The 20,827-nt window shown below is 65.7% G+C and carries 20 protein-coding genes and 1 tRNA gene; 6 read left to right on the top strand and 15 right to left on the bottom strand.

Going from position 1 to position 20,827, the window contains the following annotated elements; genetic code table 11:
- Positions 1-137: 137 nt before the first annotated feature.
- The gene (locus EI171_RS04485; protein ID WP_161532700.1) at positions 138-998 is read right to left on the bottom strand and encodes a DMT family transporter; all 861 of its coding nucleotides are present in this window, start codon (positions 996-998) and stop codon (positions 138-140) included.
- Between the two features lie 162 nt (positions 999-1,160).
- Here EI171_RS04485 and EI171_RS04490 point away from each other — a divergent pair, with 162 nt between their 5' ends.
- Positions 1,161-2,519 carry a PLP-dependent aminotransferase family protein gene (locus EI171_RS04490; protein WP_246740453.1) on the top strand — a complete coding sequence of 453 codons (1,359 nt, stop codon included), beginning with the start codon at positions 1,161-1,163 and terminating at the stop codon, positions 2,517-2,519.
- A 105-nt stretch (positions 2,520-2,624) separates the two neighbouring features.
- Here the strand turns inward: EI171_RS04490 and EI171_RS04495 are convergent, their stop codons facing one another.
- The 3 genes from EI171_RS04495 to EI171_RS46390 form a co-directional block, all read right to left on the bottom strand.
- Entirely contained in the window at positions 2,625-3,230 is a 606-nt protein-coding gene (locus tag EI171_RS04495; RefSeq protein WP_161532702.1) for a GDYXXLXY domain-containing protein, read from the bottom strand.
- The gene (locus tag EI171_RS04500; RefSeq protein WP_161532703.1) at positions 3,227-4,498 is read right to left on the bottom strand and encodes a DUF2157 domain-containing protein; all 1,272 of its coding nucleotides are present in this window, start codon (positions 4,496-4,498) and stop codon (positions 3,227-3,229) included. Before EI171_RS04500 ends, EI171_RS04495 begins: the two co-directional genes overlap by 4 nt.
- 117 nt (positions 4,499-4,615) lie before the next feature.
- A complete protein-coding gene (locus EI171_RS46390) occupies positions 4,616-4,744 on the bottom strand; it encodes a hypothetical protein (protein WP_256380415.1) in 129 nt (42 codons plus the stop codon).
- 147 nt (positions 4,745-4,891) lie between these two features.
- Between EI171_RS46390 and EI171_RS04505 the strand changes: the two genes are divergently transcribed.
- Positions 4,892-5,995, top strand: coding sequence for a tripartite tricarboxylate transporter substrate binding protein (locus EI171_RS04505; protein ID WP_028174840.1), 1,104 nt, complete (start codon positions 4,892-4,894; stop codon positions 5,993-5,995).
- Positions 5,996-6,073: 78 nt separating this feature from the next.
- On the opposite strand, the gene EI171_RS04510 is transcribed toward EI171_RS04505, so the two are convergent.
- Both EI171_RS04510 and EI171_RS04515 read right to left on the bottom strand, forming a co-directional pair.
- On the bottom strand, positions 6,074-7,054 hold the full coding sequence (locus tag EI171_RS04510; RefSeq protein WP_161532704.1) for a tripartite tricarboxylate transporter substrate binding protein: 981 nt from the start codon (positions 7,052-7,054) through the stop codon (positions 6,074-6,076).
- Between the two features lie 79 nt (positions 7,055-7,133).
- Positions 7,134-8,774: an FAD-dependent oxidoreductase gene (locus EI171_RS04515; protein ID WP_161532705.1), complete on the bottom strand. Its 1,641-nt coding sequence runs from the start codon at positions 8,772-8,774 to the stop codon at positions 7,134-7,136.
- 117 nt (positions 8,775-8,891) lie between these two features.
- On the opposite strand from EI171_RS04515, the gene EI171_RS04520 reads away from it, so the two are divergent.
- Entirely contained in the window at positions 8,892-9,785 is an 894-nt protein-coding gene (locus EI171_RS04520) for a LysR family transcriptional regulator (RefSeq protein ID WP_161532706.1), read from the top strand.
- 21 nt (positions 9,786-9,806) lie between these two features.
- Here EI171_RS04520 and EI171_RS04525 read toward each other — a convergent pair whose 3' ends face one another.
- From EI171_RS04525 to EI171_RS04560, 8 genes are all read right to left on the bottom strand, one after another.
- Complete coding sequence (locus EI171_RS04525) at positions 9,807-10,682, bottom strand: ABC transporter permease (protein WP_028174843.1); 876 nt, start codon at positions 10,680-10,682, stop codon at positions 9,807-9,809.
- On the bottom strand, positions 10,679-11,464 hold the full coding sequence (locus EI171_RS04530) for an ABC transporter ATP-binding protein (RefSeq protein WP_049832547.1): 786 nt from the start codon (positions 11,462-11,464) through the stop codon (positions 10,679-10,681). The genes EI171_RS04525 and EI171_RS04530 overlap by 4 nt, the downstream gene beginning before the upstream one ends.
- Before the next feature lie 44 nt (positions 11,465-11,508).
- On the bottom strand, positions 11,509-12,558 hold the full coding sequence (locus tag EI171_RS04535) for an ABC transporter substrate-binding protein (protein WP_161532707.1): 1,050 nt from the start codon (positions 12,556-12,558) through the stop codon (positions 11,509-11,511).
- Positions 12,558-13,697 carry a 3-isopropylmalate dehydrogenase gene (leuB, locus tag EI171_RS04540; RefSeq protein WP_161532708.1) on the bottom strand — a complete coding sequence of 380 codons (1,140 nt, stop codon included), beginning with the start codon at positions 13,695-13,697 and terminating at the stop codon, positions 12,558-12,560. Before leuB ends, EI171_RS04535 begins: the two co-directional genes overlap by 1 nt.
- The gene (gene leuD, locus EI171_RS04545) at positions 13,694-14,329 is read right to left on the bottom strand and encodes a 3-isopropylmalate dehydratase small subunit (protein WP_161532709.1); all 636 of its coding nucleotides are present in this window, start codon (positions 14,327-14,329) and stop codon (positions 13,694-13,696) included. Before leuD ends, leuB begins: the two co-directional genes overlap by 4 nt.
- Positions 14,330-15,763 (bottom strand): 3-isopropylmalate dehydratase large subunit, encoded by a 1,434-nt coding sequence (gene leuC / locus EI171_RS04550; RefSeq protein WP_371740530.1) that lies wholly within the window; start codon positions 15,761-15,763, stop codon positions 14,330-14,332. It lies immediately after the preceding gene.
- A 151-nt stretch (positions 15,764-15,914) separates the two neighbouring features.
- Positions 15,915-16,868: a LysR family transcriptional regulator gene (locus EI171_RS04555; RefSeq protein WP_161532711.1), complete on the bottom strand. Its 954-nt coding sequence runs from the start codon at positions 16,866-16,868 to the stop codon at positions 15,915-15,917.
- A gap of 162 nt (positions 16,869-17,030) precedes the next feature.
- Positions 17,031-17,120, bottom strand: a tRNA-Ser gene (locus EI171_RS04560).
- Positions 17,121-17,255: 135 nt separating this feature from the next.
- Between EI171_RS04560 and EI171_RS04565 the strand changes: the two genes are divergently transcribed.
- A complete protein-coding gene (locus EI171_RS04565; protein ID WP_161532712.1) occupies positions 17,256-18,119 on the top strand; it encodes an alpha/beta fold hydrolase in 864 nt (287 codons plus the stop codon).
- A 427-nt stretch (positions 18,120-18,546) separates the two neighbouring features.
- On the opposite strand, the gene EI171_RS04570 is transcribed toward EI171_RS04565, so the two are convergent.
- On the bottom strand, positions 18,547-19,671 hold the full coding sequence (locus tag EI171_RS04570; protein WP_161532713.1) for an ROK family protein: 1,125 nt from the start codon (positions 19,669-19,671) through the stop codon (positions 18,547-18,549).
- 324 nt (positions 19,672-19,995) lie between these two features.
- Here EI171_RS04570 and rplU point away from each other — a divergent pair, with 324 nt between their 5' ends.
- Together rplU and rpmA are read left to right on the top strand one after the other, a co-directional pair.
- Positions 19,996-20,385, top strand: a complete 390-nt coding sequence (gene rplU, locus EI171_RS04575; protein WP_060909734.1) for a 50S ribosomal protein L21 — start codon at positions 19,996-19,998, stop codon at positions 20,383-20,385.
- Positions 20,386-20,482: 97 nt separating this feature from the next.
- Complete coding sequence (gene rpmA, locus EI171_RS04580; RefSeq protein WP_011083253.1) at positions 20,483-20,752, top strand: 50S ribosomal protein L27; 270 nt, start codon at positions 20,483-20,485, stop codon at positions 20,750-20,752.
- Positions 20,753-20,827: the final 75 nt, after the last annotated feature.

The raw sequence follows: 20,827 nt of genomic DNA on the forward strand, positions 1-20,827 counted from the left end.
GTCGATTGCTTCGAAGCGCTTCCGGCGTGCCACGCGCGGGTGTCGTGATCCCGCGCGCGTTCGCCGTGATGCAAGGCAATTCGGAGAACTACGCTGTTGCCGCGCGAACATCCGTCGGCTGCGGCAATGGGCTGTCGTCAGGCAAACCGCCGCGCGAAGAAGACGCAGACGACGACGAGCGCGGTCGCGGCGATCATGCTCCATGCGACCGGCTCATGCAGCAGGAGGCCGGCAAGCGCGAGACCGAAGAACGGCTGGAGCTGCTGCAACTGACCGACGCGCGCGATGCCGCCGATCGCAAGGCCGCGGTACCAGAAGATGAAGCCGACGAACATGCTGAAGATCGAGACGTAGGCGAGCCCGATCCAGGCCGGCGCACCGACGCCGCTCCATGTCGACGGCCAGGTCAGGATCGCGACCGGCACCATCAGCGGCACCGCAAGCAGCAGCGCCCAGGAGATCACCTGCCAGCCGCCGAGGCGGCGCGACAAAGCGGCGCCTTCGGCATAGCCGAGCCCGCACAGCACGATCGCGGCGACCATCAGCAGATCGCCGGCGAGTGACGCCGAGCCGTCGTTGGAGAGAGCAAAGCCACCCACCGTGGCGCTGCCGAGGATCGCGAACAGCCAGAACAGCGGTCTTGGCCGCTCGCCGCCGCGCAGCACGGCGAAGATCGCGGTCGAGAGCGGCAAGAGGCCGATGAACACGATCGAATGCGCGGAGGTGATGTGCTGGAGCGCAAGCGCCGTCAGCAGGGGGAAGCCGACCACCACGCCGATCGAGACGATGGCGAGCGAGGCGAGATCCTTTCGCTGCGGCCGCGCCTGACGGAGCAGGCCGAGCACGGCCGCGCCTATCAGCGCGGCGATGACCGCGCGCGCCGACGTCAGGAACAGCGCGGAGAAGCCGCCGACCGCCACGCGCGTCGCCGGCAGCGAGCCGCTGAAGATGATGACGCCGAGAAGCCCGTTGCCCCAGCCGCTGCCCGCCGATTGCATGTCCGCCTCGTCTTCTTGGGCAGCGATACTCGGCCTTCACCGGTGGCAAGAACAGCCACAATCCAGTACAATCCGGCCGAACTGTATGGGTATCGAAGGCAGTACACCTTGGACAGCGGGGCGCTGACGAAAGGCCGGGGCGGCACCCGGACCGTTGATGTGATGAGCGCGATCCGCGCCAAGGTCGCGGGCCGCGCGCTCGGTGCCGGCGACCGCCTGCCGTCGATCCGGAGCCTTGCCGCGACGATGGGTGTTTCGCCCTCCACCGTCGTCGAGGCCTATGATCGCCTCGCCGCCGAAGGCCTGATCCGCCCCCGTCGTGGCTCCGGCTTCTACGTCTCGCCGACCGTCACGCCGCCCCTTGCGTTGACCGAGGTCGAGCCGCGCCGCGACCGGGAGGTCGATCCGTTCTGGGTTTCGCGGCAATCGCTCGATGCCGACGAAAGCGTGCTCAAACCCGGCTGCGGCTGGCTGCCGCCGGAGTGGATGCCGGAAGAGGCCCTGCGCCGCGCCGCTCGCGCGCTCGCCCGCACGGATGCGAGCGTATTGACCAATTACGGTTCGACATCCGGCTCCCTCGCCCTGCGCCGGCTGCTGCTGACGCGGCTCGCGGAAGACGCAATCGAGGCTTCGGCCGACCAGTTGATGCTGACGGGTTCAGGCACGCAGGCAACCGACTTGATCTGCCGCTTCCTGCTGCGTCCCGGCGACACCGTGCTGGTGGACGATCCCTGCTACTTCAATTTTCGCGCGCTGCTGCGAGCGCATCAGGCCAGGATCGTCAGCGTTCCCTACACGCCGTCGGGTCCGGATGTCGCGCGCTTCGAGCAGATTCTCGCCGGCGAGCGGCCACGGCTCTACATCACCAATTCAGCGCTGCACAATCCGACCGGCGCGACGCTCTCGCTCCAGACCGCGCACCGGCTGTTGACCGCGTCCGCGGCGCACGACCTCACCATCGTCGAGGACGACATTTTTGGCGACTTCGAGCCGGAGCGCTCGCCGCGCCTGGCCGCACTCGACGGCCTCAATCGCGTGATCCGCATCGGCAGCTTCTCCAAGACGCTGTCGGCCTCGGTGCGCTGCGGCTACATCGCAGGGCGCGCCGACTGGATCGAGCATCTCGTCGATCTCCAGGTCGCAACCAGTTTTGGCGGCCCGAGCCCGGTCGCGACCGACATCATCGCCAGGGTGTTGGCCGGCGGCAGCTATCGCAAGCACATGGACGAGCTCAGGCAAAGGCTCACGCGCGCCCGGCGCGAGGTGGCACGCAAGCTCCAGGCGCTCGGCATCGAGCCCTGGCTGATGCCGCGCGGCGGCTTCTTCCTCTGGTGCCGTCTCCCGGATGGACAGGATGCCACCGCCGTTGCGCGCGCCGCGCTCGAAGAGGATGTCGTGCTCGCACCGGGCAACGTGTTCAGCGTGTCGCAGACCGCGCAGGACTTCATACGATTCAACGTCGCGCACATGAGCGATCCGCGGATGTGGGACGTGCTGCGGCGGACGCTGAAGGCCAAATGATCGGCGCCTAGGACGCTGGTTTGAGGTCGAGTCGAGTTCGGCCAACAGCGGTGCTCTCTCCGTTCCCTCCGTTGGGGGAGCAGGCGAGTCTCATCTCATCGGGTCCTAGTACAACGGCTCCTCGTACACCGGCTCGCCGTCGAGCAGCAGGCGCTTGATCGCGGCGCGGCCTGAGGGCAGCACGGCGGCGACGACCCGCAGCTTCTGCTGGTTGCGGGCCTGCTCGAGCTTCTTGCCCTCGCCTTCGGGCACGAAATAACTTTCGAGACCGTATTTGATTGTGAGCTTGTCGCAGAAGGTGCGGCCGGGCGAACCGCAGGAATAGGGGACACGGCCGCGGATCAGCACTTCGGGCGCCGTGACCGCGACAGGCTCGGCGTGAACCGAGACGGCCTCGTAAAGCCCGTTGGCATTGGGCGCCAGCTTGACGAACACAACGGAATTGCGCTCGGCCGCCGGCTTGCCGGCAAGCGCGCCGGCCGGCAGTTGCGAGATGTCGTAGCGGAGCACGACATAGTCGCCGCGCAAGAGATCGCGGGGATCGACCGGCTGCGTCTGCAAGGTCACCTCACGGCCTTCGCGCAGGATCTGCATGCGATCGGCGACCATCAGGACCAGCAGCACGCATTGGACCAGGACGGCGACGCCGAACAGCACAGCTTTCGGGATGCGCTGCCAGAGCCTGATGACGGAAGCGACCAGTTCCATCATCGCCCCGCCCTCGGCAGTGCGCGATTGAGCGCGGTTGCAAATGCGACGGCAACGACGCCGGCCGCCGCAAGGAAGGCCGAGCGGCGCAGCAGCGAACCCTTCACCGCCCAGGTGATGCCCGCGATGACGCCGGCGATCCCGAGCCAGCCGGCCACGATCCGCGGACGCACATCATCGAGCATGCCGGAGACGACGAGGCTGAGCATGGCACAGAGCAGCGCAGCGTAGGCGAACCAGGGCTCTCCGGCGGTGGATACCGGCCACAGCGGAGCTGCGAGCAGGGCGAGCCCGATCGAACATCCTGCAAGGATCTCACCCGCGCGCTTGGTGATCCCGGCGGACGCGAGAGCGAGGATCACACCCGCGGCCCCGCACAGGATCGCCCAAAGCGGCTGGGCTGGCGCACTGCCGGTCCGAAAGCGAATGATATCGTCGACCGTCGTCACCTCCAGGAACGCGACCACGGCCAGCGAAAACGCCCCGTAAATCGATAGAACGGTCCCGAGACGAAGCGCTCTCGGCGACGGCGCTGCGGCGATCGCGAGCCCGGCGCCGAACAGCAAGGCGGCGCCGTTCGCGAGCACGAATGACGGCTGAGCACCATCGAATTCGAAGCGAAGCGACGTCGCGATCCACCACGGCAGCACCGCGATCGCGACGAGGTGGGCCGCGACGCGGGAATTCCACGCAAACGCAAGAGCGGCGGCGAGGAGCCACACCGCCACGAACGGAAGATGCAGCGCGTCCGGTGCGTCGTAAGTCCGCATGCAGGTCCAGATGCAGGCGGCCACGAGGGCGACCGCAAGCGCGCCGCGCGATTCGGTCAGCAGCGCCGCTGCGAACGCGCCGATCGACCACAGCAGCATGCCGCCGGCAAAATCCTCGCCGAGATGGTACATCTGACCGACCAGGGCAATACCCGCGCCGAAGATGACCGCGCCGATGCTCGCGCAGAGATCGGCAAGAATCGTGCGCCCCTTCGCCGCGAACCACGCCCCAAGGCCCCCTGCGACGACCATGCCGGCAATCAGGATTCCGAACCGCAGCAGCCGCGCGATCTCCGTCCAGTGCGCCGCGACGAAGGCGAGGAAAGCGGCTGCGATCAACAGGCCGCCAACGATGCCGACGACCACCGCGATGTTGACGCCGGGCGACAAGGGCGGCAGCGCATTGCGGATCGAGACGGCGGCCGCCGGCGCGATCACGCCGTCCGCTTCCCATTGCGCCAGATCAGCTTCGAGGCGCTGCCGGTAGGTTTTGTCGAACATGGTCGTGAATCACCTCGCTCCCGGCCGGCGGGCTGCTGTTGGTCGGGCCGCGAGGGTAGCAGGTTCAAGCTGTCACTGCTGCGGTTGCGGGACACCGGGTTGTCGATTGCTGCGCAGTCAGCCGGCAAGGCTCCGTTCGCGGATCGCCTGCGCACCCGCGAGAATGCCGCGCTGGAGCGCGCGTGCGGCCGGCGACAGATCGCGGCCGATGCGCCAGGAAGCTGCCCTCGCGGACGGTGCTGACAAACGGTCCCATAGCCTGAAGGCGATCTATCTTTTCATATTCTGCAAAAGAGATGCTCGGACTGCGCCAATGGTTTGAAGAGACTCAAGGCTGTAGCCTTCGGTCAACATGGCCGTAAACGGCCACGCTGCAACGGGGGGACTGCATCCATGGAATTCTTGGCGCAGCAGCGCGGCTATCATCAGACCTCGCGACAGGTGATCAACAACGTGGTCGAGCAGACCGGCGCGCGCAGCGGCCTGAGCGGTCGCCCCGTCGGGACGGTGAGGAGAGCGCTCCTGTGTCTCGTCGCCGCGACGACGCTGGCGCTCCAGGCCGGCGCCGCGGGGGCCCAGACGGCCGCGGAATCCTGGCCGAACCGCGCGATCACCTGGGTGGTGCCGTTCGGGGCTGGCGGCGTCACCGACCTCGTCTCGCGCAAGATCGCGGAGCTGCTGCGGACGCGGCTTGGGCAGCCGGTGGTGGTGGAGAACCGACCCGGCGCTGGCGGGACCATCGGGACAGAGTTCGTTGCCCGGGCCCAACCCGACGGCTACACCGTGCTCTACGCCTCCGGCGGGCCTATGACGATCCAGCCGAACCTGGGGCTGGCGAAGCTCAACTACGACCCGCTCAAGAGCTATATCCATGTCCGCGGCGTGAGCTCGGCAAACCAGATCCTCGTCGCAACCTCGGCAGCGCCCTACAGCACGCTGGCTGAGTTCGTCGCCTACGCGAAGACCAACCCGGGCAAGGTCAACTTCGGCTCCCCCGGCCCCGGCACCGCCCAGCACCTCGCCGGCGAGATGTTCCAGGCGGCCGCCGGCATCAAGCTGACCCATGTGCCCTACAAGTCGGGCTCGAGCCAGATGACCGACATGATGTCGGGCATCCTGGACGTCTCCTTCGACTACCTCACCGTGCTCAGGCCGCTGATCGACACCGGCAAGGTCAAGGTGCTCGGCACCACCGGCACGGCGCGGCTGGCCGCGTTGCCCGACGCGCCGACGGTGCTCGAGGCCGGCTACCCGGACGCCGTCAGTGTCGGTTCGACCTGGGTCTCGGTCCCGGCCGGGACCGACCCGAGAATCGTGGGCAAGCTCTCTGAGGCGCTGGCCGCGGTGCTCGCCGACCCCGGCATCGTCGCGGACCTCGCCACCAACGGCCAAGTGTCGATTGCCGACAAGGGGTCGGCCGAGATGGGACCGTTCATCGTCGAGGAGACCGCACGCTACAAGCGGGTGATCGAGAGCGCGGGCATCGCCGCGCATTAGCTCAGGCGCACGGTTGCGGGCACCGCACACTCGAGGGAGCGGCCGTCGGCGTGGCGCCGACCGATCGTGATGCCAGTTCTAGTTCGCCTTGATGCCGGCTTCGCTGATGAGCTTGCCCCATTTCGCGCTTTCGCCTTGAATGAAGCGACCGAACTGCTCCGGCGACATTGGCGCGGGCTCTGCGCCGAGGGTCCTGATCTTCTCGGCCACGGACGGGTCCTTCAGGGCTTTCGTGAAAGCCTCGTTCAGCCTGGCGACGATGTCGGCGGACGTGCCGGCCGGCGCAACCAGCCCGAACCAGCCGACGGATTCGAAACCCGCAATGCCGCTCTCGGCCAGAGTCGGCACATCCGGCAGGGATGCAAGGCGGCGCGCTGAGGAAACGCCGATCGCGTTGAGCTTGCCTTCGAGGATCAGTTGCTTCGATGCGGGAATATCCAGCACCGCGAAGGGGACATGTCCTGCGAGGACGTCGACCGTCGCGGGCGCGGTCCCGCGATACGGGACCAGCTCCATGGCGATCCCCGTCCTCTGCGTAAACAGCGCGGCCGTCAGATGCATGGCCGTCGAATTGCCGCCATGTCCGATCGACAGCGCACCCGGCTTTGCCTTGGCGAGCGCGACCGTCTCCGCCGTATTGTGCGCAGGTATGTTCGCGGAGGCGACGAGCACAAAGGGAATTTCCGCAAGCAGCGTGATCGGCGCGAGATCCTTCAGCTCGAACGGCATCGACGAATTGAGATGCGGGTTCACCGTCAGCGCGCCCGCCGGCGCGACGCCGAGCGTGTAGCCGTCGGGCTTGGCCTGCGCGACCGCGGCCATGCCGATGTTGCCGCCGGCGCCCGCGCGGTTCTCGATCACCAGGCTCTGCTTGAGCTCGGCGGTGACGAGCGGCTCGAGCGCACGGATCACGGTGTCGGCGCTGCCGCCGGGCGGGAAGGTCACGATGATCTTGATCAATTGCTCCGGATAGGCGGCCTTGCCCGCCGTCAGCGGCAGCACGGCGAAAGTCGCGACCGTCAGCACGGCCAGAATGCGGCGCCTTGCAACGTGAAACACGCTCCCCTCCTCGGTACGTTCTTGTTTGTGAACCACGACCGGGCCGCCTGCGCCGCCAGACCGTCCGCTTCAAGTTGCCTTACGCTGCAGCGCCGGTGATGCGCGCCAGCAAGCCTTGTGTATCCGCGGGCGCGACCTGCCCGCGCCAGGCGATGTGCTGGTCGGGCCGCGCCAGCACCAGCTTCTCGGCATAGGCGCCGTTCGCCTCGTCAGGCGCGATGTCGACCAGCGCGAGCGGGATGCCGCGCTCCCTTGCGGCGGATTGCAGCCGCGCCACGTCGATCGCCGGGTCGAACCGCAACAAGGTGTAGCCGGCTCCGAACGCATCGTAGAGCGATCGTCCGTCGCGCAGGAACAGATGCGGCGCGCGGGCGCCCGGCACAGTGGAGGGCGTGAAGCTGCCCATCGCGTAAGCCGGCGGCGTTTCGCCGTCATAGGCAATGATCGGCGAGGCATCGTAGTAGTAGCCGAAATTGAGACCCGCGCAGCAATATTGCTGCACGTTGAGATCGTAGGCCGCTCTCGCCAGCGCTGCGCGCGCCGCCTGGCCGCGCGGCGTGTCGTCCTCGATCTCCGCGGACACGCCGCCGCGCTGCGCCATCATCTTCATCGCATGGTCCATCGCGAAGCGCGACACCTGCTCGGTGATGGGCTGACGCTCCGCTTCATAAGCGTCGAGGATCGAAGCCGGCGCCCACCCGTTCAGATGCGCCGCCAATTGCCAGCAGAGATCGACAGCGTCGGCAATGCCCGCATTCATGCCGTAGCCGGCATAGGGCATCCACAGATGCGCGGCGTCGCCACAGATGAAGACCCTGCGGTCGCGGAAGCGATCGGCCACGAGGCGACGCCCGACCCAATCCTCCTTGCTGAGGACGCGGTACTCGAAGCGCTCGTCGACGCCGAGGATGGCGCGGATCGCCCAGTCGCGATCGACCGAATCGAACTCGGGCTCGTCAGGCTTGAGGTGGTTGTGGATCAGCCAGCGGTCGTGGCCGTCGATCGCAACCGTCGTGCCCGAGCGTCGCGGGTTGAGCGAGAGCACCATCCAGGCCGGCTTGTGCGCGCCCATCAGCTCCTTGAGCTTCGGGGCTTCGATGAAGGTCGATTGCACGCGCTGGATCACCGGCGTGCCGGAGAGGCTTGCGCCGATCGATTTGCGAACCAGGGAACGGCTGCCGTCACAGCCGATCACGAAGGACGCTTCGATCCGAAGCGAGCTCCCGCTGTCGAGGTCGCGCGCCAGTGCGACCACACGGTCGTCGCCCTGTTCGATGTCAGTGATTTCCGTGCGCGCCAGAATGGTGATGCGCGCTTGAGCGGCCGCATGACTGAACAGGATCGGCTCGAGGTAGACCTGGTTGATCCGGTGCGGCGGCTCGGGCGTCGGCCACCAGGTGTCGGGACCGCCGGTTGCGCTGTAACGGCGCGCGCGGGAGGGAATGTCGATGCGGCACAGCTCGATGCCGGTCGCCGTGGTCCGATAGGAGCAATCGTTCGGGAAGTCCGCCGGCAGGCCTGCGTCGCGCAGCTTTGCGGCGACGCCGAGCCGGCGGAAGACTTCCATCGAGCGCGCCGAGACGTGATTGCATTTGACGCTGGGCGGATCGCCGGCATGGCGGATCTCCGCGACGACGACGTCAATCCCGCGCGAGGCCAGATCCATCGCCGCGGTCAGTCCCACGGGCCCGGCGCCCACGACCAGCACCTGTGTCCTCATGCTCGTCTCCGCTCCCCTTGCCGTGCGGCGGATTCTCCGACCGCGCGGCATGCATTTTATTGCAGGCTCGCTTATGAGATAAGCCAGAAAGAACTCATCAATTCATGAGCCCTGCCTATGAATGTCACCTTGCGCCAATTGCGGGCCTTCACCGGCGTCTATCGCACCCGCAGCATCACGCGGGCCGCGCGCGAGCTCGGGATCACGCAGTCGGCGGCGAGCCTGTTGATCCAGCAGCTCGAATCCCAGCTCGGCGTCAAACTGTTCGATCGCTCCACGCGTTCGGTGCAGCCGACCTTGGCAGCCGACGAGGCGTTTCATTCCGCCGAACGGATGCTGGGCGATGCGCTGGGCCTGTCACGGCGCATGCGCGACCTCGCGCAAGCGCGCGCCGGCCGCGTCGCGTTTCTGGCATCGGCCGGCGCCGCCTCGGCGCTGCTGCCCCTGGTGCTGGCGAAATTCCGTGCGGCCCATCCCGACATCGAGATCGACATGCGGGATGTCGCCGCCGACGATCTCGTTCCGCGCCTGATCGCAACCGACGCGGAGTTCGCCATCGGCAGCGTGGAAGGTGAATTCGCGGAGATGACGATCGAGACGCTGACCCGCGGGCGCCTGAGCGCGATTGGCCGGAGCACAGCCGACTTCGCCGCGCGGCGCGCGCTGACATGGGACGAGCTGGCACAGCTCCCGACGATCGCGATGCGGCGCGAGACGCGGATCCGCATGCAGATCGATCAGACCCTCGGCGCGCAGGGCAAGCATCTCAATCCAACCTATGAGGTGACGCTGATCAACACCGCGCTCGCCATGACCGCGCAGGGCCTCGGCCTCGCCATTCTCCCCGCGACGATGCTGCCGGCCGATCAGTTCCCGACGCTGATCGCAAGACCTCTGATCCGCCCGGCCATCACCCGGCCGGTGTCGCTGCTGCAGCGTCAGGGCCGGACGCTGTCGCCGGCGGCGCAGGCGTTCGTGGCGATGGCGCGGACGGTGCTGGCGGGTCCGTAATCAATGTAGCCCCTGCTCGGGCTACTCCGCCAGATTGTGCTGCTGCCAGCGCAGCAGATAGGCCTGCAATCGCCAGATCAGCGCGGACAGCGCAACGCCGACCAGCATCAGCACGATGACGGCGACCATCATGCCCGAGGCCTCCGCGCGCGCTTCGGACTCGATGATCAGGCGTCCGATTCCGCGTTCCGCGCCGATGAACTCGCCGACGATCACGCCGATCAGGGCGAAGGAGATCGCAGGCGTCAGCGAGGCGAAGACCCAGGCCATGGTCGATGGGATGACCACCGTGCGGGTGATCTGCCACTCGCTGGCGCCGAGCAGCCGCGCCGCGTTGACAAAGCCCTCGTCGATCGATCGTGCGCCTTCGAACGTATTGAAGAAGACGAGGAAGACGACCACGATCCATGACGTCACGACCTTCGAGGTATCGCCGATGCCGAAGGCCAGCACGATGATCGGGGCCAGCGCGATGCGGGGAATCGAATTCACCGCCGTGATGAACGGCTGGAAGATCGCGCTCAGCCGGTCCGAACGGCCAAGCACCAGGCCCGCGGCAAAGCCGCTGCTCACGCCGGTCACGAAACCGAAGAAGGTGTTCTTCAGGGTGACGGCGGTCGCGATCCAGAGATTGTTCTCGGATCGTGCCATGCAGCGGGCGAATTCGCCATTGAACCAGCCGTTGAACACGCCGAGCTTGGACTTGAGACAGCTCAGGATCAGGAAATGCTCGAAGATGTCCGAGGGTTTTGAGACGAAATAGGGGTCGAGCAGATCAGGCACCAGCCAGGGGAGCCGGCCGTGCAGATCGTAACCCCATTGCCAGATCGACAGGAAGCAGGCGCAGATCGCCATTTGCCAGGCCAGGGTCCTGCCGGCGTTGCGCGCGCGTCTCATGGCTTGCGGCCCTTGATGAACTCTTCGCCGAGCGAGTGCCAGATTAGCTGGAACAGCTCGGCATAACGCGGCGTCTCCCGGATCTTCACCGCATTGCGTGGGCGGGCAAAATCCACATCGAAACTCTCCTTGATCCGGCCGGGCCGCGCGGAGAACAGAATGATGCGGTCTGCCAGCGTCAGGGCTTCGCCGAGATCATGGGTCACGAACAGCACGGTCTGCTGCTCGCGTTCCCAGATGCGAAGCAGCACGTCGTGCATGTCGATCTTGGTGTGGGTGTCGAGCGCGCCGAACGGCTCGTCCATCAGCAGGACCTGCGGCTCAACGACCAGCGTTCGCATCAAGGCGGCGCGCTGGCGCATGCCGCCCGACAATGCAGAAGGGTAGGCGTTGCCAAAGCCCTCCAGCCCGGCCTGCACCAGGCAGGCACGGACACGCTCCTTTCGCTCCGCCACCGGGACGCCCGCCAGCTCCAGGCCGTAGCCGATGTTGTCGGCGACTGTCCGCCAGGGAAACAGCGTATCGCGCTGGAACACGTAGCCGACGTCAGACGTCGCCCGTCCGGGGACAACAGGCGTTCCGTCGATCAGAATCTGACCGCTGGTCGGCTTGACCAGTGTCGCTATCATGTTGAGGACGGTGCTCTTGCCGGAGCCGGATGGCCCCAGCAGGGCGACGAATTCGCCGCGCCGGACATTGAAGGAGACGTCGCGCACCGCCTCGATGGCGGTGCCCGCCAGCTGGAAAGTCTTGCACAATCCGCGCACGTCGATGCGCCGCATCTCAGGCGGCGCGTCGGCGTGCGGCGCATGTAAGGCCTGCACGCTCAAGCCGGATAGGCCTTGCGTGCCGCTTCGATGAAGCTGGTGGTGACGACGTCGGCCATGGCGAGCGGCTTGATCCCGGTCATTTCACGGAACCAGACCTTCTGCCCGCGTGCAAAACTCTCCGCATCGATGACGCATTCGTAGTCGGTGACCTTCTTCATGATCCCAATGTCGAAAACATTCGCATCGCGCGACGTGCTCCCGACATAAGGCTCGATCGCATCGTAGATCTCTTCGGGGGAGTGCCCCTTGATCCACTGGGTCGCGCGCCACAGCGCCGTGACGAACGCCTGCATCTTCTGCGGGTCCTTGTCGATGGTCGACTGCAAGGTGAAATGAGACGTCACCGGGACCTTGCCGCCGATATACTTGGCCCAGACCGCCTCGTCGGTTCCGTCGAACAACAGCGCGCCCCAGCCCTGCTCGATAGAATCCTTCAGGATCGACGGCGAGTTGATGAGGACATCGACCTGTTTCGTTTTCAACGTCCCCATCATGGTGTCGACATTGCCGGTGCCGATCCAGGTCACCTTGTCGTCGAGCCCCATGGTTTCCAGGTAATAGGAGGCCCAGACGTGGTTGGTGCCGCCAAGCGACGATACCGCAACGATCGGCTTGCGTCCGTCAGGCCGCTTCCACTTCGCCAGCGCCTCCAGCGTGGTGATGCCCTGATCGAACAGATCCTTGCGGATGATGAAGATCGCGGCGTTGCTGCGGGTATCGACCGGCATCAGCACGCGCGCGCTGCGGCCGTGATTGCTGAGCTGCATCGGGTGGGTGATGTCGCCGATGCCGATATCTCCCTGGGACGAAGCAACGATCTCACGGGTCTTCACGCCGCTGCCGCCCTGGATCAGCTTGCAGTCGAGGCCGGCCTCCCTGAAGAACCCGGCACGGTCGGCGACGAATTGGGACTGATACACCGGAATGGCCACCGGGTAGATCACGCGGCCCGACGGGGTATCCGCCCACGCCCGCCCCGCCGCCATGGAGACACCGGCGCCGGCGACAATCGTCAGCGCCGACCGTCTTGTGACCCGAGTTCTCATCACGCGTGCTCCCTCTCCTTGCCGACCACCTTGTCGAGCGCGTTCAGCACCGCATCGCCCATCTCCTGGGTCGAAAGTCTTTTTGCGCCGGGTTCGGCGATATCGGCCGTTCTTGCGCCGGCGGCCAGGGCCGTATCCACGGCCTTCTCCAGCAGCGCGGCATCTTCAGGCCGATGGAGGGTAATGCGCAACATCATTGCGACGCTGAGGATCGAGCCAAGTGGATTGGCGATGCCCTTGCCCGCAATGTCAGGCGCGCTGCCGTGAACCGGCTCATAGAGCGCCTTGCGACGTCCGAGCCGGTCCGGCGGCCCGAGCGAGACCGACGGCAGCATGCCGAGCGAGCCCGACGCCATCGCCGCGCAATCGGAGAGAATGTCTCCGAATATATTGCAGGTCACCATGACGTCGAATTGCGAGGGTGCCCGCACGATCTGCATCGCGGCGTTGTCGACATAGAGATGCGTCAGCTCGACATCGGAAAACTCCGCTTCATGCAGCGCGGTGACCTCCTCGCGCCACAGCGCACTAGTCTCAAGCACATTGGCCTTGTCGACGGAGCAGACCCGGCCCTTGCGCGTCCGTGCCAGCTCGAACGCGGTTCGCGCCACCCGGCGGATCTGGCTGGTTGTGTATTGCTGGGTGTTGAAGCCGCGGCGCTGGCCATCGGGCAGCGTTTCGATGCCGCGCGGCTCGCCGAAATAGATGCCGCTGGTGAGCTCGCGGATGATGATGAAGTCGACGTCCTTCAGCACCGCGGCCTTGAGCGGCGCGGAGTCCGCCAGCGCCGGATTGGCGACGATGGGCCGGAGATTGGCATAGAGGTCGTATTTGCTGCGCAGCGACAAGAGGCTTCCCGCCTTGCGCGCGGCCGGAGGGACCTCCGTCGTCTCCGGGCCACCGGTCGCGCCCCAGAGGATCGCGTCGGCCTCCTCCATCGCCTCGACGGTGTCATCCGGCAGCACCTTGCCTGTCGCGAGATACGGGATCAGACCGTATTGCGCTTCGCGCAGAATCACCGGAGCGCCGCGCCGGTCCGAGAACCATTTGAGAATGCGATGGGACTGATCGGTCACTTCCGGACCGATGCCTTCACCACCGACCACGGCCACCGTGATCGTGTTCGAGAGCGTGTTCATGCCTGATGTCCTGCAAAGTGAATCCACGGCCGCGCGGTGCGGTCGGATGCCTGGAATCCGCGGATCTCTTGGTCGCGCCGCAAGGTCAGCGAAATTTCGTCGAGGCCTTCGAGCAGGCCCGCACGTCTGCGCGGATCGATCTCGAAGACGTGCCTTAACCCCGATGGCGAGGTGACCGTCTGCTCCTGCAGATCGACCGTGAGGCGTCCCGCGCCCTGGCTCGCTTCGATGTCGGCGGCGAGGCTGTCGATGATGGCCTTGTCCAGCACCACCGGCAGGATGCCGTTCTGGAAACAGTTGGCGAAGAAAATGTCGCCGAAGCCGGATCCGATGATGGCGCGGATACCCATCTCCTGCAGCGACCACACCGCCGCCTCGCGCGATGAGCCGCAGCCGAAATTCGGACCCGTGACCAAAATTTCCGCCGCGCGATACGGCTCGCGATTGAGGATGAACTCCGGATTGTCCGAGCCATCAGGCAGATAGCGGAGCGAGCCGAACGCCCATTTGCCGAGATTGCCGCGGACGGAATTTCCGATCATGCGATTGATGCTGATGATGACGTCCGTATCGACATTGGTGCGCATGATCGGCGCGGCAATCGCGGTCAACTTGGTAAAGGGCTCCGCCATCTAGCGCTCCATGGTTCGGACATCGGCGATGGCGCCGGAGACCGCCGCCGCCGCGGCCATGGCCGGGCTCGCCAGGTGGGTGCGGGCACGCGGCCCTTGCCGGCCGATGAAATTCCGGTTCGACGTCGAGACCGAGCGCTGGCCGGGCGGCACGGTTTCGCCGTTCGCGGCGAGGCACATCGAGCATCCGGGCTCGCGCCATTCGAAGCCCGCGTCGATGAAGATCTTGTCGAGCCCCTCGGCCACCGCATCGCGCTTGACGGTCTCCGAACCCGGCACGACCCAGGCGCGCACGCCGGGCGCGACCCTGCGGCCGCGCGCGACCTCGGCCGCGGCGCGCAGATCGCTGAGACGGCTGTTGGTGCAGGAGCCGATGAAGACCCAATCCACCGGCGTGCCGGCGATCGGCACACCCGGCATCAGGCCCATATAGTCGAGCGCGATCTCGATCGCGCCGCGGCGCGCCGGATCGGCAATGTCCCGGGGATCCGGGATGCGGCCATCGACACCGAGGACATGTTCGGGACTGGTGCCCCAGGTGATCTGCGGGATGATGGTTGCGACATCGATCGACACCTCGCGATCGAACATTGCGTCCCTGTCGCTCCGAAGCGTCCGCCACGCCGTGACGGCCCGCTCCCACATCTCACCTTGCGGCGCGTAGGGACGTCCCCGGACATAATCGAACGTCGTCTGGTCCGGCGCGATCAGCCCCATCTTGGCACCGAGTTCGACCGACAGATTGCAGATGGTGAGCCGCCCTTCGATCGGCATGTCCCTGATCGCGCTGCCGGCATACTCGACCGCATAGCCGGTGCCGCCGGCGGCGCCGACATGGCCGATCAAAGCGAGGATGAGATCTTTCGCCGTGACACCGAACGGCATGCGGCCGTCGAACGTCACGCGCATGGTTTTCGGCCGGCGCTGGATGATAGTCTGGGTCGCCAGCACGTGCGTGAGCTCGCTGGAGCCGATGCCGAAGGCAAGCGCGCCGAGCCCGCCATGGGTGCAGGTGTGGCTGTCGCCGCAGACGATCAGGCAGCCGGGCAGGCTGAGACCGAGCTCCGGCCCGATGACATGGACGATGCCCTGCCCCGGCTGGTCGATGTCGAACAGCCGGATGCCGCTGGCGGATGTCTCGGTCCGCAACGCCGCCAGCAGCTCCTGCCCGGTCGTGATCGTGCCGGCGCGCCCGGACGCCGTGGAAATCGCATGATCGGGCGTGGCAAAAGTCAGCTCGGGATTGTGGACCGGGAGGTTGCGGCTCTTGAGGTCGATCAGGCCGCGGGAGCCGCCGAGATCGTGCAGCAGATGACGATCCACATGAAGCAGATCAGTGTCATCGCTGACATGGGCGATGACATGCTGGTCCCAGATTTTGGCCAGCAGCGTGCGACCACGCGTGTCCACGATCCGTCCTCCCCTGATCGGCATCTGATGTGCCGTAGTGCCGCCGATCATGCCGACCGAGGGCAATCCTGGGAAGCAGGATAGAAGCGCGTCCCGCAAATGTGCAGTGACGGTTTGGCAGGGTGCCATCGCGGCCGGCGATGGCAGGCGATGGCAGGCGTTGACACGGGCGATGTCAGCCCCTGCTGCGGACGACCGTCAGCCGGTCGGAGACGCTGCTCGTGGTGAGACCCGTATCATCCTGGGTCCGCAAATGGTCCACCAGCAGCTTCATCACCGGCGGCAACGATTTGTAGTCGCGCACGCCCATGACCAGCTCGCGTCGCGCCCAGGACTCATCGAGCGCGACGGTGACGAGGCTGTCGACACCGTAGCGGCCGCGAACGATCTCGAGCGGCACGACCCCGACCCCCATCCTGGCATCGATGACGCGGAACAGCGCATCGAAGCTGCTGACGCGGATGCGCACCTTCAGGTGCTGCCCGAGAGCGGCCGCCGCCCTGACACACAGCGTCTCGATCGAGCTGCCCTTCTCCAGGCTGACGAAGTCGAAATCGACCAGCTCGCGGAAGCGAACGCTGCTGCGACCGGCCAGCGGATGGTCGCGCGTGACCAGCGCGACCAGGCTGTCGCTGCGATAGGACAGCAGCTCCAGATCCTGTGCGTCGATGTTGCCGCCGAAAATGCCGATGTCGGCCCGGTTCTCCATCACCGCGCGCACGATCGCGGGGCTTAGATCCTCCTCGATGTCGATATGCACCAGCGGATGCCGCTCCAGGAACAGGCTGAGCTCGTCGGCGAGAGCTTCGAGGATCGCGGACTTGTTGGCGCAGACCCGGATCAGCCCGCGCTTGCCCTGCCGGTATCCGGTCAATTCGGTCTCGAGCCGGCTCAGGTTTCCAAGGACGATGCGGGCATGCTCGAGCAAGGCAAAGCCGGCCGGCGTCGGCTCGATCCCCTTCGAATGGCGATGCAGCAGCTCGACCTGGAAACGGTCCTCGATATCCGAGATGCGCCGGCTGACCGCGGACGCGGCGATGTTCTTCTTCTCCGCCGCCTTCGCGATGCTCTGCTCCTCAACGATCGCCACGAAGAGCTGCAGCGTCAGCAGATCGATTTTGGCCGTCATCCGTCGGGTCCTCGGGGCGGGCTGTCATGACGGACATTGTGGAGAAGCTTGCCGCCCCGCCGCAAGTGCGGTGTCGGATTGCGGTCCCCTGGAGGCGACACCAGAAGCTGCTGCGATCTTGAGGATTCAGTGCTTGAGGCGAGGCTTTGAGGCCGATTGATATGGCGGAGAGGGAGGGATTCGAACCCCCGATAGGCTTGCACCTATGCCGCATTTCGAGTGCGGTGCATTCAACCACTCTGCCACCTCTCCTGAAGGCGCCAAGTAAGGAGCAGGGCCCCTGTGGTTGGGGGCGTTAATAGGCGAGGATGACGGGCCAGACAAGGCGCGAAAGGGGAAAATCCGCTGCCTCTTTCAACCCCATCCCAGCCTTCGGGAGGAACCGCGATGGAGCATCTGACGATCAAGGCCAATGGCGCCAATTTCCACCTGGTTCGCGCTGGAAAGGGCAAACCGCTGCTTTTGCTGCATGGTTGGCCGGAATTCTGGCTGACCTGGGAGCCGGTGATGGCACGGCTGGCCGATCGCTTCATGCTGATCGCGCCCGACCTGCGCGGCTTTGGCGACAGCGACAAGCCTGACGGGCCTTACGGGCCGGACGGCCATGCCGCCGACATGCTTGCGCTGATGGAGGGGCTCGGCATCGAGCGATTCGCCGTGGTCGGCCACGATGTCGGCGGCGCCGTGATGCAGCCCCTGGCGCGGCAGGCACCGGGGCGGCTCGCCGGTCTCTTCTTCTTCGATTTCGTCTATCTCGGCATCGGACCGCGCATGGCGGCGCCCGACCGGCTCAACCACATCTGGTACCAGTCCTTCCACCAGATGGAGATGGCCGTGCGGCTCGTCGGCGCGAGCCGCGAGAGCTGCCGGCTCTATATCAGTCACTTCCTGAAGGGCTGGGCGCATCGAAAAGACGCCTTCGACGACGTCCTCGACGCCTTCGTCGACAATTTCTCTAGGGTGGGCAACCTTGCCGGCGGCTTTGCGCATTATCGCGCCTCGCATGCCGGGCGCGTCGCGATGATGAAGGGCGAAGCTCCACAGCTTCCGCCGATCGACGTGCCGACCTGCGTCCGCTGGGCCGAGCACGATCCGCTGTTTCCCTATGCGTGGACCGACCGGCTCGGCGAGACGTTCAGCGCGCTCGATCTCGCGATGTTTCCCGGCGCCGGCCACTTCCCGCATCGGGAAAATCCCGACCACGCGGCCGCGGAGATCGCGGCGTTCTTTCAGCGCGTCGGCTGGAGTTGAAGACAGGGAAGCTGGAGCGGATGGGTTGAAGTCGATCGCGCTTGTCCGACAGCAGCGCTCTCTCCGTTCCCTCCCCCCTTGTGGGGGAGGGAACGGGAGGGGGGGGTGCCACACGGGGATTCTCTCCGTCGCGCACCACGCCATATCATCCAACAACCGTCACCTTTTCCTGGGCTACCCCTCTCCCTAACCCTCCCCCACAAGGGGGGAGGGAACGCACCCTCGTCGGAGCACGAGTCCAGTCTCATCATGCTTTAGAGAAGGGGGTGGGACCGCCAGACGCGGTAAACACTGGCGGTCCCGTGCCGCTCATTGCAATACTGACCGGGAAGGGCGGCTTCGCCGGCCAGGTGAGGCGACAGATTCGACCGTAGCGGGTGCCCCATGCACCGCAACGCAATCCGTCCCTTAACCTAACCAGTCAAGGTTACTCCTTGTCAGACTTGGCCTTTTTCTTCCCATTCTCGGTAGAATCACGGTCTTTCCCATTGTCCTTGCGGCGGTTGGTGAAGCGCGCATTGCCGAGGCCCGTGCCGATGGTGAGCACGCCCCAGCGCTCGACATCCTGCATGAACGGCACCTCGGAGAGGCCCTGAACCACGCCGTCATTGTGCATCAGGATCGCGGTGTCGTGCTCGCCGATCTCGGGAATGCCCTCGATCAGGCTCGCCGGCAGGTTGAACTTGCTGCTCTCCCAATTGCCCGGCAGGTTCTGCGCGCCCTTCTCGATCGAGCCGTCTGCGTCGATCACGCCGGGACAGGCGATGCCGATGAAGGGCGCGAGCTTGAAGCCTTCGGTCTCGGCCTCGGCGATCAGCCCCTTCAGCATCTTGGTGAGCCGCTTCACCGCGCCTTCGCGCGTCGGCTCGTCGTCGGCATGACGCCATAGCTCGGATTTCACGACCTTGGCCTTCGACAGGTCTTTTGCCTTTTTCCAGCTCGTTTCCACCAGGCCGCAGCGGATGTTGGTGCCGCCGATATCGACGGCGAGGATGCTGTCATGAGCCTCGAAGATCCATGATGGCGCCAGATGCAGCGCGCCGATCAGGCCCGCCTCATCGGGATGGGCGCGGATCGGCACCATGTCGATCTTGAAATCCTCGGCTTTGAGGATGATCTGGGTGCGCGCGATCGCGAGCTCGCCGAGCCTGGAATCGCGAAAACCGCCGCCGACCACAATGCGCTCGGTCTTGGCCCAGGCCTTGGTCTTGAGGAAGCGGCGGGTGACATGGGCGAGCTGCTGGGCGAAATCCTCGATCGCGCTGTGGACCAGCGCCGAGGCCTCGGTGTCGTCGCCGATCAGGATCGCATCCAGCGTCTTCTTGCTGATCTGGTCCGAGGGCTCCTTGCCGAACGGGTCCTCGCCGGTCTTGCGCAGCGGCTTGCGCCAGCGGTCGAGGATCTCGCGGAACGCGCCCTTGCTGGCGCGGTCGCCGAGAAAACCGTCCTCGTCCTTGATCTCGATGTTGAAACTGTCGACGTCCACCGACGGCAGGCGGCTCGCGCCGTGCTGCGCAATGCCCGTCGTCGCGACCAGTTCGTCCGTTGCCATGGGACCCTTGCCCGCTTGCGAAATCTGGGGGACAACGGCGCGGGAACCCGTTGGTTGCAACGCCGGGGGAGAATCGGCGGACGGGCGGGCGGCCAAATCCTTCAAATCCGGGCCTTTTTCAGCGGTTTTCCTTGACTTGCGGCGTCCGGCGGCTATAAGTCCCACACCCGGCGCGGGGCGTTTCTCGCGCCGCTTGTTTTTGCGTGGGTTTTCAAAGGGATAGCTCCCACCCGCACAAAACTCGCATAAACCCATAGCGACTGACAAAAAGCCGGCCCCGACAGACTGTCGCGAGGCCGGGATTGAACACGAAGGAAAACAACGATGTTCGCAGTCATCAAAACCGGCGGCCGGCAGTACCGCGTCGCTCCGGATGATGTCCTGGAAGTAGGCAAGATCGAAGGCGAAGTCGGCTCGATCGTGCAGCTGAATGAAGTTCTGGTGGTCGGCGGCGACACGCCGATCCTGGGTCTGCCCACGGTGGCCGGCGCGTCCGTTGCGGTCGAGGTGCTCGACCACAAGCGCGGCCCCAAGGTCATCGCGTTCAAGAAGCGCCGCCGCAAGAATTCGCGCCGCAAGCGCGGCTACCGCGACGAGATCACGGTGCTGCGCGTCAGCGAGATCCTGACGGACAACGCCAAGCCCACAAAGGGGCCGCGTCCGAAGAAGGAGAAGGTCGCCAAGGAAGCGGCCAAGGAAGACGCCGCCGCATAAATTGATCACGCCAATTCACGAATTGATGCGTGAGAAATTATGAAATGATTCCGTCAAGGAATTGATCTAGAACTACTCAGGATTTCGGAGACGAGCCATGGCTCACAAAAAAGCAGGCGGTTCATCGCGCAACGGTCGCGATTCAAAGGGCAAGCGCCTCGGCATCAAGGCGTTCGGCGGGGAAGTTGTGATTCCCGGCAACATCATTGCGCGTCAGCGCGGCACCACCTGGCATCCCGGCCTTAATGTCGGCATGGGCACGGACCACACTTTGTTCGCCAAGATCGAGGGTCGCGTCACGTTCCAAGCCAAAGCCAACGGCCGCACATTCGTATCGGTACTCCCGATCGCAGAGGCGGCTGAATAGACGGTGGATCAAATTTGGAGTCCGCCGGGTCCTGACCAAACCGGCGGAGTCCACAAATAGGCTCCAGGGGAGGCG

Origin of the sequence: Bradyrhizobium sp. LCT2 (assembly GCF_009931255.1) — a bacterium.
GTDB lineage: Bacteria > Pseudomonadota > Alphaproteobacteria > Rhizobiales > Xanthobacteraceae > Bradyrhizobium > Bradyrhizobium diazoefficiens.

Coding starts and splice junctions, on each gene's coding strand:
- EI171_RS04570 (WP_161532713.1), bottom strand. CDS start 19,671: ATGGCAACGGACGAACTGGTCGCGACGACGGGCATTGCGCAGCACGGC.
- EI171_RS04485 (WP_161532700.1), bottom strand. CDS start 998: ATGCAATCGGCGGGCAGCGGCTGGGGCAACGGGCTTCTCGGCGTCATC.
- leuB (WP_161532708.1), bottom strand. CDS start 13,697: ATGAACACGCTCTCGAACACGATCACGGTGGCCGTGGTCGGTGGTGAA.
- EI171_RS04500 (WP_161532703.1), bottom strand. CDS start 4,498: ATGTTCGACAAAACCTACCGGCAGCGCCTCGAAGCTGATCTGGCGCAA.
- EI171_RS04490 (WP_246740453.1), top strand. CDS start 1,161: ATGAGCGCGATCCGCGCCAAGGTCGCGGGCCGCGCGCTCGGTGCCGGC.
- leuD (WP_161532709.1), bottom strand. CDS start 14,329: ATGGCGGAGCCCTTTACCAAGTTGACCGCGATTGCCGCGCCGATCATG.
- EI171_RS04515 (WP_161532705.1), bottom strand. CDS start 8,774: ATGAGGACACAGGTGCTGGTCGTGGGCGCCGGGCCCGTGGGACTGACC.
- EI171_RS04555 (WP_161532711.1), bottom strand. CDS start 16,868: ATGACGGCCAAAATCGATCTGCTGACGCTGCAGCTCTTCGTGGCGATC.
- EI171_RS04525 (WP_028174843.1), bottom strand. CDS start 10,682: ATGAGACGCGCGCGCAACGCCGGCAGGACCCTGGCCTGGCAAATGGCG.
- EI171_RS04520 (WP_161532706.1), top strand. CDS start 8,892: ATGAATGTCACCTTGCGCCAATTGCGGGCCTTCACCGGCGTCTATCGC.
- EI171_RS04495 (WP_161532702.1), bottom strand. CDS start 3,230: ATGATGGAACTGGTCGCTTCCGTCATCAGGCTCTGGCAGCGCATCCCG.
- leuC (WP_371740530.1), bottom strand. CDS start 15,763: ATGCCGATCAGGGGAGGACGGATCGTGGACACGCGTGGTCGCACGCTG.
- EI171_RS04505 (WP_028174840.1), top strand. CDS start 4,892: ATGGAATTCTTGGCGCAGCAGCGCGGCTATCATCAGACCTCGCGACAG.
- EI171_RS04565 (WP_161532712.1), top strand. CDS start 17,256: ATGGAGCATCTGACGATCAAGGCCAATGGCGCCAATTTCCACCTGGTT.
- EI171_RS04535 (WP_161532707.1), bottom strand. CDS start 12,558: ATGAGAACTCGGGTCACAAGACGGTCGGCGCTGACGATTGTCGCCGGC.
- rplU (WP_060909734.1), top strand. CDS start 19,996: ATGTTCGCAGTCATCAAAACCGGCGGCCGGCAGTACCGCGTCGCTCCG.
- rpmA (WP_011083253.1), top strand. CDS start 20,483: ATGGCTCACAAAAAAGCAGGCGGTTCATCGCGCAACGGTCGCGATTCA.
- EI171_RS04530 (WP_049832547.1), bottom strand. CDS start 11,464: ATGCGGCGCATCGACGTGCGCGGATTGTGCAAGACTTTCCAGCTGGCG.